Genomic DNA, 11,904 nt, shown 5'->3' with positions numbered 1-11,904 from the left:
GACTGGATTGCGGCGAGGTCGACGGTGACGTGGGCGAAGCCTGCCTCGCGCACGTCGGCGATCAGCTGGGAGCGCAACTGGTCGTCGGCGAGGCGTCCGATCTCGGAGGCAGGCAGTTCGATGCGGGCGATGCTGCCGTGGTGCCGGACGCGTCCGTCGCTGAAGCCGGCGCGGCGCACGGCCTGTTCTGCCTCCTCCACCTGGCGCAGCTTCTCGCGGGTGACGGGTTCTCCGTGGGGGATGCGGGAGGCGAGACAGGGCGCGGCGGGTTTGTCGGCGACGGACAGGCCGAGCTCGCGGGCGATCGCCCGCACCTGGGGCTTGGTGATGCCGGCGCTGGCCAGGGGGCGCAGCACGTCGTGCTCGGTGGCGGCGCGGGCACCGGGGCGGTCGGGCCGCAGCACGTCGTCGGCATTCTCCCCGTAGGCGACGGCCACCAGCCCGAGTTCGTCGGCCACCTGGTCATCGATGCGCGTGAAGAGCTCGTCCTTGCAGTGGAAGCAGCGGTCGGCGCCGTTGGCGACATAGGCCGGGTTGGCGCCCTCGTGGGTGTCCACCTCGTGCACCTCGACGCCGATCTGGGCGGCCACCTCGTGGGCGATGCGTCGCTCGTCGGCGGCCAGTGAGGGGCTCACCCCGAGCAATGGGATGACGCGCCCGGTTCCCAGTGCCTGCACGGCCAGGGCGAGGAGGACGGCGGAGTCGACCCCGCCGGAGTAGGCGATGCCGAGCCGGCCTGCGGGCACCGACCGCAGCTCTCGGATGACGGCCTCGGCGGGATTGGTGCCGATGGAAGGGGGGATGTCGCTCATGGTGCTTTCGAGCCTATTGAGTCTCTGCGAATTGTCCCAGCGCTGGCCGGGTCTTGCCCTGGAGGGTCCATCGTCGCTGAACTGTGTGCCGCAGCCCCCGACATCGGGGGCTGCGCCATTCAGTCGGTGACGCGTGCTCCGGGGACCAGCCCGGCCTCGACGATCGCCGCCTGCACTGCGGCCAGCATCTCCTGCTCGCCGATCCCGAGCTCGCGGGCAGCGCGGGCCAGGGAGTCGAACTCGGCGGTGGCGTGGGCGACGATGCCGTCGTCGTGGCCCACCTTCACCTCCACCTCCACTCCCCGCACCGTGAGGGTGCGCCAGTAGCGCTGCAGCATGGTGCGCCGCACCCGGTGGGAGCGGATGCCCAGGGTGGAGGTCTGGCGCAGCATCACGTCGCCGACCCGTTCCTGCTCCGGTGCGGCGGCCAGGGCGTGCAGCACGAAACCGGGCCGTCCCTTCTTCATGACGCAGGGCACCAGCCAGGCGTCGCGGGCGCCGGCCGCGAGCAGGGCGTCGATCACTCCGGGCCACAGGCGCGGGTCCATGTCGTCGACGGTGGCCTCGAGCTCGTGCACCGCGATGCCGAGCGGGTCCTCGGTGCGGGCGGCGGGAGCGTCCTGTCCACGGTCGCCGAGCACCATGCGCACCACATTGGGGTGGTCGGCGAAGTCCTTGCCGCCGCAGCCGATCCCGACGCCGACCATCGTCATGGACGGCATCGGTTCACAGCTGGCGGCCAGTGCCCGCACCAGCGCCATGCCGGTGGGGGTGGCGAGCTCGCCGACGGCTCCGGGAAGGGTCACCTCGGCGGGCTCGTCGTGGCCGTGGGAATGTCCGGCGTGCTGGTGCGGGGCGGAGGTTCCGGGGGCCGGCGCGAGGACTCCCGAGTAGCGGGTCTGCAGCACCTGCCACCCCAGAGCCAGTTCCACGACGGCGGGCACCGGGACGGGGATGTCGCCGTGGGCCGCACGGATCCGTCCCTCCCCCAGCGCGACGGGCGAGGCCGACAGGCTCTCCACGCCGAGCAGTCGCAGGCCCTCGCAGGTGCCCACCACGTCGGCGAGGGAGTCCAGCGCGCCGACCTCGTGGAAGTGGACCTCGTCAGGGCTGGTGCCGTGCACCCGGGCCTCGGCCAGCGCCAGGGCGCCGAAGGCGTCCAGGGCGCGGTCGGCCGTCCAGGCAGGGATCGCCGCTTCCTGCAGCATTGTCCTGATGGTGGCCCAGGTGCGGTGAGGAGGGTCGTCGACGAGGACCTCGACCTGGGCCTTGGTGCCGCGCTGGCCACCCCGGACCACGGGTTCGGCGTGCAGCCGGACCGATCCGGGCACCACCTGGTCGAGGACCCGCTGGACCTCGTCCAGCGGGGCCCCGGCGTCGAGGATGGCACCCAGCAGCATGTCGCCGGCCACCCCGGCGCTGACATCGATCCAGGCGTGCATGGGTTCCTTCCGTGCCACGCGAGCACAGCCGCGAGCCTGCGAACGGCGGTGCGTGCGAGCGCAGCGGGGGCCTGCGAACGGCGGTGCGTGCGAGCGCAGCGGGGGTCCAAGGGGGTCGTCCCCCTTGCTCAGGGGAGAACGATTACAGCAGGTCGTTGATGGTGACGGTCTGCTCGCGGCCGGGGCCGACGCCGATGCCGGAGATGCGGCAGCCGATCAGCTCCTCCAGGCGGTGCACATAGGCCTGGCAGTTGGCGGGCAGCTCGTCGAAGGTTCGGCAGCCGGAGATGTCCTCGTGCCAGCCGTCGAGGAATTCGTGGACGGGCGTGGCCTTGGCCAGCTGGTTGGCGTCCACCGGGAAGTGCTCCAGGCGTTCGCCGTCCACCTCATAGGCGACGCAGACGGGGATGCGATCCCAGCCGGACAGGATGTCGAGCTTGGTGAGGAAGATGTCGGTGCAGCCGTTGTAGGTGGCGGCCTGCTCCACCACGAGGGCGTCGAACCAGCCGCAGCGACGCGGGCGCCCTGTGGTGGCGCCGAACTCGCCGCCCTCGGTGCGCAGCCGATCACCGTCGGCGTCGAAGAGCTCGGTCGGGAAGGGACCCTCGCCCACACGGGTGGTGTAGGCCTTGGCGATGCCTACGATCCGGTCGATGCGGGTGGGGCCGACACCGGTGCCGGTGCAGGCGCCGCCGGCGGAGGGGTTGGAGCTGGTGACAAAGGGATAGGTGCCGTGGTCGACGTCCAGGTGGTGGGCCTGGGCGCCCTCGAAGAGGACCACCTTGCCCTCGTCGAGGGCGTCGTTGAGCACGCGGCCGGAGTCCACCACGAAGGGACGGATCCGCTCGCGGTGCGCCAGCAGCTGCTCGACGACCTCGTCGACCTCGATCTCGGGCCGGTTGTACATCTTGACCAGCTGGCTGTTCTTGAGCACCAGGGCGGCCTCGACCTTGTCACGCAGCACCTGGTCGTCGAAGAGGTCCTGGACGCGGATGCCCATCCGGTTGATCTTGTCGGAGTAGACGGGGCCGATGCCGCGGCCGGTGGTGCCGATCTTGCGCTTGCCGGCGAAGCGCTCGGTCACCTTGTCCATCGTCTGGTGGTAGCTGGTGAGCACGTGCGCGGTCGCCGAGACCAGCGGGTGGGCCACCTCGGTGCCCTGCGCGGCCAGCTCGTCGAGCTCGTGATACATGACGTCGATGTCGATCACGACGCCATTGCCCAGCACACAGGTGGTGTTGTCGTTGAGGATGCCCGAGGGCAGCAGGTGGAGCACGGTCTTCTTGCCGTTGACGACCACCGTGTGGCCGGCATTGTTGCCGCCCGAGTAGCGGGCGCAGAAGTCGACCCTCTCGCCGAGCTGGTCCACCGCCTTGCCCTTGCCCTCGTCGCCCCACTGGGTCCCGATCACCACGATGCCAGGCATTTCAGCCCTCCAAGATCAATGGGCGGCGCCCCGACTGTGGTCGCCGCCAGAAACAGGTGAAGCCTCCTGCATGGGCAAGAGGCTCGTGCCGCACGATTCTAGCCCACGGCCGGTGGGGCGCCCCTGGACGTTGTCCAGGGGCGGCCCAGGAGGGCCCTCAGTTGCCCTCGACCAGCACCTGGTGGGCCTCCTCGGAGGAGTCGCGCAGGAACTGCGCACAACGCTGGGCCTCGGCATCCTCGCCGATCCGGTCGGCGGCCACGGTCAGGGCCCGCAGGCAGCGCAGGAAGCCCTGGTTGGGCACGTGGCTCCACGGCACCGGGCCGGAACCCTTCCAGCCATTGCGGCGCAGCGCGTCGAGTCCGCGGTGGTAGCCAGTGCGGGCATAGGCGTAGGCGGTGACGTCGGCCTCGGGCGTGTTCTCGGCCAGGCCGGCCTCGGCCAGCAGCGCCCAGCACAGGCTGGAGGTCGGGTTGGCCCGCACCACGTCGATGAATCCCTCGGTGCCGCGCTCCTCGAGCTCGGCCAGGGCCGGGTCGGCGGGCAGCAAGGTCTCGGGGCCGGAGGCCATCAGGTTGGGGTGGGTCTCGTGTGCCATGCCCCAACTCTAGGCCGCTCCCCGCCCGGCGGCGAGGCCCCGAGAATGGTCCACGATGCGGGAAGTTGTGCGGCGCAGCCCCGAAGGGCCGAAGATGTGGTGGCCAAGCCCACCGATGTCGGAGCCCCACGTGAAGATCTTTCGCACCAAGTCGATCGAGCAGTCCCTCGCCGACACCGAGGAGCCGGAGTACAAGCTGGCCAAGACGCTCAGCGCCTTCGACCTGACCGTCTTCGGGGTGGGCATCATCGTCGGCGCGGGCATCTTCACCCTCACCGGGCGGGCCGCCAACCAGGTGGCCGGCCCCGCGGTGGTGCTGTCCTTCCTGCTGGCCGCCCTGTGCTGTGGCCTGGCCGCCCTGTGCTATGCCGAGTTCGCCTCCTCCGTGCCCGTGTCCGGATCGGCCTACACTTTCAGCTATGCCTCGATGGGCGAGTTGGTGGCCTGGATCATCGGCTGGGACCTGATCCTCGAACTGTTGCTGGCCGCCGCCGTGGTGGCGCAGGGCTGGAGCGCCTACCTGGGCGTGTTGCTCGGCCATGTCGGCATCACGCTGCCCGCCCAGTACAGCTATGGCGGTGCCGTCGACGTGCCGGCGGTGCTGCTGGCGCTCTTCCTGGGTGCCCTGGTGAGCCTGGGCATCAAGGAGTCGATGCGGGTCGAGACGGTGCTGGTGGGCATCAAGGTGGCCATCGTGCTCTTCGTCGTCGTGGCGGGCATCGGGCTGATCAATCCGTCCAACTACACGCCCTTCATCCCGGCCCCGGTGCCCAGCGAGGGCGCCCACAGCACGATGACCCAGCCCCTGGTCCAGGCCCTGTTCGGCCTGCAGCCGGCCGCCTTCGGCGTGGGCGGCATCCTGGCCGGCGCCGCGCTGGTCTTCTTCGCCTACCTGGGCTTCGATGTCGTTGCCACCGCCGCCGAGGAGACCCGCAATCCGCAGCGCGACCTGCCCCGCGGCATCATCGGTTCGCTGCTGATCGCCACGGTGCTCTACTGCGCCGTCGCCGTCGTGGTCACCGGCATGGTGCGCTACGACCAGCTCGAACCGTCGGCCTCGCTGGCCCAGGCCTTCGCCCACCACGGCAAGGGTTGGATGGCCATCCTGATCTCGGCCGGTGCCGTGGTCGGCCTGTTCACCGTGGTGCTCACCATGATCATCGGCTGCTCCCGGCTGGTCTTCGCCATGTGCCGCGACAACCTGCTGCCGATGGGGCTGGCCACCATCCACCCCCAGCACCGCACCCCGACGAAGATCATCGCCATCCTCACCGTGGTGATCGCCCTGCTGGCCGGCCTGACCCCGATCGGCATGCTGGAGGAGATGGTGAACATCGGCACGCTGAGCGCCTTCATCCTGGTCAGCATCGGCATCCCGGTGATGCGTCGCACCCATCCGGACCTGGAGCGTCCCTTCAAGGTGCCCTTCTCGCCCGTGCTGCCGATCCTGTCGGCAGTGATCTGCATCGGCCTGACGCTCAACCTGGCCGTCGAGACCTGGCTGCGCTTCCTGGTCTGGCTGGCCCTGGGCATCGCCGTCTACTTCGGCTATGGCTACCGCCACTCCCGCCTGGCGACGGGCCGTGCACTGTCGCCGGACGTGGAAGAGGCTGTCGCCGCCGACCGCAGGAAGAGCTGAGCCCCAGCTGTGGCGCGGCTGTGGCGGGGCCTTGCGCCACAGCAGACGGTCAGGTGCACACTGCGTGGGGGCATAGACTCCACAGGTAATTCCCCTCAAGTTTCGGAGCTTTCTGCATGCCCATCCGCAAAGACCTGCGCAATGTCGCCATCGTGGCCCACGTCGACCACGGCAAGACGACTCTCGTCGACGCCATGCTCTGGCAGTCGGGCGCCTTCCGTGAGGGGTCGGACGTCAACAACCGCGTCATGGACTCCATGGACCTCGAGCGCGAGAAGGGCATCACGATCCTCGCGAAGAACACCGCCGTTCGCCACACCATGGACGATGGCCAGGAACTGACCATCAACATCATCGACACTCCCGGCCACGCCGACTTCGGTGGCGAGGTCGAGCGCGGTCTCGAGATGGTCGACGGCGTCATCCTGCTGGTGGACTCCTCCGAGGGTCCGCTGCCCCAGACCCGCTTCGTGCTGCGCAAGGCCCTGGCCAAGAAGCTGCCACTGATCGTGGTCATCAACAAGGTCGACCGCCCCGACGCGCGCATCACCGCCGTCATCGACGAGACCTATGAGCTGTTCATGGACCTGGTCGAGGACGAGAACGCCGAGCAGCTGGACTTCCCGGTGGTCTTCGCCTCCGCCAAGGCCGGCCGCGCCTCCCTCAACCAGCCGGAGGACGGCGCCATGCCTGACTCCGAGACCCTGCAGCCGCTCTTCGAGACCATCGAGAAGACCATCCCGGCACCCACCTACACCGAGGGGGCTCCGCTGCAGGCGCTGGTGACCAACCTGGACTCCTCGCCCTACCTGGGCCGCCTGGCACTGTGCCGCATCAAGGAGGGCACGATCACTCGCGGCCAGCAGGTCACCTGGATCCGTCGTGACGGCAGCCAGCAGACCGTGAAGCTGTCCGAGCTGATGATGACCGACGCCCTGGAGCGCAAGCCCGTCGACGAGGCAGGCCCCGGCGACATCATCGCCATCGCCGGCATCCCCGAGATCACCATCGGTGAGACCATCGCCGACCCGAGCCAGCCGAAGGCGCTGCCGCTGATCCACGTCGACGAGCCGAGCATCTCGATGACGATCGGCATCAACACCTCGCCGCTGGCGGGCCGCGTCGGCAAGCTGCTGACGGCCCGCATGGTCAAGAACCGCCTCGACCAGGAGCTGATCGGCAATGTCTCGCTCGTGGTCAACGACACCGAGCGTCCCGACACCTGGGAGGTGCAGGGCCGTGGCGAGCTGCAGCTGGCCGTCCTGGTGGAGATGATGCGCCGTGAGGGCTTCGAGCTGACCATCGGCAAGCCCGAGGTGGTCACCCGCGAGATCGACGGCAAGCTGCACGAGCCCTTCGAGCGGCTCACCGTCGACTGCCCCGAGGACTTCGTCGGCCCCGTCAGCCAGATGATGGGCGTGCGCAAGGCGCGCATGGAACAGATGGTCAATCACGGCACCGGATGGGTCCGCATGGAGTTCGTGCTTCCCGCCCGTGGCCTGATCGGCTTCCGCACCGAGTTCCTCACCGAGACCCGCGGCACCGGCATCATGAACCACGTCTACGAGGGCCACTTCCCGTGGGCCGGCGAGATGCGCAACCGCCCGACCGGCTCGCTGGTCGCCGACCGCATGGGCGTCACCACCTCGTACACGCTGTTCAACCTGCAGGAGCGCGGCACCCTGTTCGTCGGCCCCGGCGAGGAGGTCTACGAGGGCATGGTGGTGGGAGAGAACTCCCGCCCCGACGAGATGGACGTCAACCCCACCAAGGAGAAGCACCTCACCAATGTGCGCTCCGCGACCGGCGACGAACTCGAGCGCCTCATCCCGCCGCGACTGATGAGCCTGGAGGAGTCGCTGGAGTACTGCGCCGAGGACGAGTGCCTCGAGGTGACGCCGAAGAATGTCCGCATCCGCAAGGTGCAGCTCAGCATGAACGACCGCGCCAAGGTGCGCAGCCGCCTCAAGGCGGCCAACAAGAAGTGAGCTGCTGACGATTGGCTGAACCGCCGTCCACCCCCACGGGTGGGCGGCGGTTCTTTTCCTCCTGACACGTCCACGGCAAGCACTGATGCGACCCTTCACGATGCGAGGATGAGGCCTTGGCTCCATCCCCCCGGGGCCTTCAGGAAAAAATTGGCATCCCGTGCAACCCCGCGGCCTCGTGGAGCGTGTACCAGTCAGGAAGCCACCCACGGAGGAAACCATGTCCAGCACCCTGAACCGCGCATTCGTCGCAAGCCTCGCCAGCGCAAGCCTGCTGGCCGGGCCTGCCGTCATCGCCCAGGCCGCACCGACGCCGACGCCGACGCCGGCCCCGTCGGCGACCGCCAGCGCCACCCCGAGCCAGGCCGCCGCCACGGTCAGGGCTGCCGCCCCGTCCACCGTCGTCGCCAAGCCCGGCCACCGCAACAACACCGTCAAGCAGATCCAGGGCCGGCTCAACGGCCTGGGCTACCTGCCCGCCAGTGCCATCATCGGCGTCTACGGACCCCAGACCACCGCCGCGGTCAAGAAGTTCCAGAAGGACAACAAGCTCCCGGTCACCGGCATCGTGGACACCACCACCAACACCCGCATCATCACCGCCTACAAGAACCGCAAGACCACGGCCAGGCCCACCCCGAAGCCGGCCCCCAAGCCCACCGCCAAGCCGGCCCCCAAACCCGCTGCCACCGTCGTCGCCAAGCCCGGCCACCGCAACAACACCGTCAAGCAGATCCAGGGCCGGCTCAACGGCCTGGGCTACCTGCCCGCCAGCGCCATCATCGGCGTCTACGGACCCCAGACCACCGCCGCGGTCAAGAAGTTCCAGAAGGACAACAAGCTCCCGGTCACCGGCGTGGTCGACAGCCGCACCAACAACCTGATCCTGAGCCGCTACAGGAACCGCAAGCCCGCCACCGGCATCGCCGCCAAGCTCGACCGCCGCTGCCTGACCGGCCGCGCCCTGTGCATCGACAAGGGCGACCGCCGCATGTACTGGGTGATCAACGGCAAGATCCAGAAGAGCTATGACGTGCGCACCGGCCGCCCGGGCCACGTGACCCGCAATGGCTCCTTCAAGGTCTACCTGAAGCACCCCAACTGGTACTCGACGCTGTACCACGTGAACATGCCCTACACGATGTTCTTCGACGGCGGCGAGGCCGTGCACTACTCCGCCGAGTTCGCCCGGATCGGCCATTCCGGCCCGGGCAGCCACGGCTGCGTCAACATGAACAAGCTCAGTGACGCCAAGTGGCTCTACAGCCAGGTGCGCGTGGGTGACAAGGTCATCGTCACCCCCTGACCAGCCTCACGATGACGACGATGCCCGGCCCGGAAGTTCCGGGGCCGGGCATCGTGGCATCCAGGACGGTCAATCGAACAGGCTCGGGACTGCACGGATGGCGCCGACGGGCTCCCCGTGACCCAGCACGGGCGCCTGGGCGAGGGCATCGAGCTGCGGGCCGCCCATCCCCAGCCGGGTCAGCAGTGCGTGGGCGATGGTGAACAGTCCGCGCGCATTGCCGTCGTCGGTCTTGATGGCGATGCCGCGACCATCGGCCAAGCCGATCGCCAGGCAGCCCTCGGCGCCGATCTTGCAGACCAGCCCGGGCACGGCCCGGTGCAGCACCACCTCCTCGCGGCGCGTGCCGGAGACCCATTCGGGATGCGTGCGGTAGGCGTCCGCCACCAGCTTCGCCTCCCCGTCGTCGGCACCGGCGAGCTGGCCGAAGGCGTGTGCCAGCCCGCGCAGGGGCATCGCGAACAACGGAGCGCCGCAGCCGTCCACGGTGTGATGACTGGCCTGCCCGGCCAGCTCGGTGATCGTGGCCGCCACGGCCAGCTGCAGCGGATGGTCCTGTTCCCGGTAGCCCTGGGTCGGCCAGCCAGCCCGCAGGCAGGTCCGCAGCATCGCGGCGTGCTTGCCCGAGCAGTTCATCGCGAGCGGCTCCTTGCCGTGCCCGGCCAGGATCCACTCGGTACGCGCCTGCTCGTCGAGCGGGAAGTCGGGCGTGCACTGAAGGTCGTCCTCGCCCAGCCCCACCTCGGCGAGGATCCTGCGGGCACCGTCCAGATGGAAGGACTCCCCCGAGTGCGAGGCCCCGGCCAGGGCCAGCAGCTCGCCGTCGAGGTCGAGTCCGCTGCGCACCATGGCCAGCGCCTGCATCGGCTTGTTGGCCGAACGGGGATAGAGCAGTGCCTCGGCATCGCCCAGGGCCAGGGCGATGCTCCCGTCGGGATCGGTGAACACCACCCGGCCGCGGTGGACGCACTCCAGGAAGTCCTGGCGCACCACGTGGACCAGGACGGGCGAGGGTTGGCCGGTGGTCATCGTCTGCCTCCTGGCGATCAGAGCCTGGGACGAACGTGCAGTCCCACCTCGGGGTCCACCAAGGCCTCCTGGCCGGCGCTGATGTCGCCGATGAGCAGGCTGGCCTCGACGGGCACATTCCGCTTGACCAGGCCCAGGGCGATCGGGCCCAGTTCGTGGTGGCGTTGGGAGCCGCCGACGAAGCCGACCTCCCGCTCGCCGTGCACGATTGGCTGCCCCTGTGCGGGCAGCGACTCCATGGAACCGTCCAGGTGCAGCTGTACCAGGCGGCGCGGCGGACGGCCCAGCGTGTGCACCCGCGCGACGGTCTCCTGACCGCGATAGCAACGCTTCTCGAGGTGCGTGCCCAGCAGGCCGAGCTCATTGGGGATGGTCTTGTGGTCGGTGTCGATGCCGATGCGCGGCACCCCCGCCTCGATCCGCAGCGCCTCGTGTGCCCAGACGCCCACCGGGTCCGCGCCCAGGTCGGTGCCGCGCGGGACGAAGAACTCACGGCCCTCGGCGATGTCGCTGGAGCGCACGGCCACTGCCGCTTCAGGGGTGCCCTCGACTGCGGCACGTCCGGTCCAGACCAGCTCGAGGTCCTCGCGCAGGCTGACCTCGACGCGCATCATGAAGCGCATCCGGTCGAGCCAGCCGGCCAGTTCCTCGCCGCGGCCGGGTTCGGTCCAGGCCCAGAAGCTGCCGTCAAGCTCGACCCCGTGCAGCACGTGCTCGATGCGGCCATTGGGGTCCAGCACCAGGGCAGTGGCCGACTCGCCCTCGGCCAGCCCCTCCAGGTGCTGGCTGGTCAGCGAATGCAGCCAGGGCAGCCGGTCCGGTCCGCTGACCTGCAGGACGGGACGGTTGGACAGACGGAGCTGCCCGCCACCGGCCGCCATGGTGCGCTGCTCGCGCATCGGGTCGCCGTGGTGCCAGACGAGCCCTTCGTCGATGCCGGAGTCAACCAGGATGTCGCTCATGCCGGCCTCAGGCGACGCGCTGCAGGCGCGCCCACAGGTAGGGCTGCAGCTGGTGGTTGGTGGTGGCGCGGTCGAAGGTCCACAGCAGGTCGCCCTCCACCTGGCCGTAGAGGCGCGAGCCGCCGGTGTACTCCACCTCGGCGCTCTCGGTGCGCATCACGGCATCGGTGACCAGGTCGATGCGGGCGCCGTCGATGGTGCCCGTCCACACCTCGGCCCAGCCCTCGGGTGCGGTCAGCACCACCTCGAGGTTCTTCTTGTCCTCGCTGGGGCGCCAGAAGCCGGTCTCCATGCTGATCGGCTCGACGGGCTGGCCAGCGTCGTCCACCTTGTAGGTCTGGCAGACGTAGTGCAGGTAGGGACCGCCATTGGTCTCGAAGTCGATTTGCATGCCGTAGGTGAACTCGCCGTGTCCGGGCCAGGTGCCGTGGCCATTGCCGCGCCAGCGGCCGATCATCCAGGCCAGCGGGAAGAGCTTGGGGTTCAGGTCCTCGGGAATCTGGAAGGGCATCAGGCGTCTCGCTTCGTTCGTCGTGGTCGCCATCCCCCGGGCAGCAGGAGGGTGGCCAGGACTGCCAGGCACGCCAGCACCACCAGGGCGCAGGCGGCCACGAGGATGATCACATTGGTTTGGGCCACCACTGGAGTCTAACGAGCACCACCGACGCTTTCTTCCCGCTGCGCACCCCCCGGCTGCGCACC

At 69.4% G+C, this 11,904-nt stretch carries 11 protein-coding genes; 3 read left to right on the top strand and 8 right to left on the bottom strand.

Annotated features, from left to right (window positions below; all coding sequences use genetic code 11):
* The 4 genes from larE to ACHFFZ_RS06195 all read right to left on the bottom strand — a co-directional run.
* A partial coding sequence (gene larE / locus ACHFFZ_RS06210) for an ATP-dependent sacrificial sulfur transferase LarE (RefSeq protein WP_394275787.1) occupies positions 1 to 812 on the bottom strand: 812 nt, incomplete at its 3' end.
* A gap of 119 nt (positions 813 to 931) precedes the next feature.
* Positions 932 to 2,254, bottom strand: a complete 1,323-nt coding sequence (locus ACHFFZ_RS06205) for a LarC family nickel insertion protein (protein ID WP_394275786.1) — start codon at positions 2,252 to 2,254, stop codon at positions 932 to 934.
* 142 nt (positions 2,255 to 2,396) lie between these two features.
* Positions 2,397 to 3,680: an adenylosuccinate synthase gene (locus ACHFFZ_RS06200; protein WP_394275785.1), complete on the bottom strand. Its 1,284-nt coding sequence runs from the start codon at positions 3,678 to 3,680 to the stop codon at positions 2,397 to 2,399.
* Between the two features lie 157 nt (positions 3,681 to 3,837).
* Positions 3,838 to 4,278 (bottom strand): DUF3151 domain-containing protein, encoded by a 441-nt coding sequence (locus ACHFFZ_RS06195; RefSeq protein WP_394275784.1) that lies wholly within the window; start codon positions 4,276 to 4,278, stop codon positions 3,838 to 3,840.
* A 130-nt stretch (positions 4,279 to 4,408) separates the two neighbouring features.
* Between ACHFFZ_RS06195 and ACHFFZ_RS06190 the strand changes: the two genes are divergently transcribed.
* From ACHFFZ_RS06190 to ACHFFZ_RS06180, 3 genes are all read left to right on the top strand, one after another.
* Positions 4,409 to 5,917, top strand: coding sequence for an APC family permease (locus ACHFFZ_RS06190; protein ID WP_394275783.1), 1,509 nt, complete (start codon positions 4,409 to 4,411; stop codon positions 5,915 to 5,917).
* Between the two features lie 116 nt (positions 5,918 to 6,033).
* Positions 6,034 to 7,905, top strand: coding sequence for a translational GTPase TypA (gene typA / locus ACHFFZ_RS06185; RefSeq protein ID WP_394275782.1), 1,872 nt, complete (start codon positions 6,034 to 6,036; stop codon positions 7,903 to 7,905).
* 220 nt (positions 7,906 to 8,125) lie between these two features.
* Positions 8,126 to 9,211 carry a peptidoglycan-binding protein gene (locus tag ACHFFZ_RS06180; protein ID WP_394275781.1) on the top strand — a complete coding sequence of 362 codons (1,086 nt, stop codon included), beginning with the start codon at positions 8,126 to 8,128 and terminating at the stop codon, positions 9,209 to 9,211.
* A gap of 69 nt (positions 9,212 to 9,280) precedes the next feature.
* Here the strand turns inward: ACHFFZ_RS06180 and ACHFFZ_RS06175 are convergent, their stop codons facing one another.
* From ACHFFZ_RS06175 to ACHFFZ_RS06160, 4 genes are read right to left on the bottom strand one after another with little or no spacing between them, the layout of a single operon-like run.
* Positions 9,281 to 10,240: an asparaginase gene (locus tag ACHFFZ_RS06175; protein ID WP_394275780.1), complete on the bottom strand. Its 960-nt coding sequence runs from the start codon at positions 10,238 to 10,240 to the stop codon at positions 9,281 to 9,283.
* A 17-nt stretch (positions 10,241 to 10,257) separates the two neighbouring features.
* Entirely contained in the window at positions 10,258 to 11,202 is a 945-nt protein-coding gene (locus ACHFFZ_RS06170) for a YgfZ/GcvT domain-containing protein (RefSeq protein WP_394275779.1), read from the bottom strand.
* A 7-nt stretch (positions 11,203 to 11,209) separates the two neighbouring features.
* The gene (locus ACHFFZ_RS06165; protein WP_394275778.1) at positions 11,210 to 11,713 is read right to left on the bottom strand and encodes an FABP family protein; all 504 of its coding nucleotides are present in this window, start codon (positions 11,711 to 11,713) and stop codon (positions 11,210 to 11,212) included.
* Positions 11,713 to 11,841, bottom strand: a complete 129-nt coding sequence (locus ACHFFZ_RS06160; protein WP_394275777.1) for a hypothetical protein — start codon at positions 11,839 to 11,841, stop codon at positions 11,713 to 11,715. Before ACHFFZ_RS06160 ends, ACHFFZ_RS06165 begins: the two co-directional genes overlap by 1 nt.
* Positions 11,842 to 11,904: the final 63 nt, after the last annotated feature.

Source organism: Luteococcus sp., from assembly GCF_043424415.1.
GTDB lineage: Bacteria > Actinomycetota > Actinomycetes > Propionibacteriales > Propionibacteriaceae > Luteococcus.
This window is presented reverse-complemented; position numbering and strand designations above follow the sequence as displayed.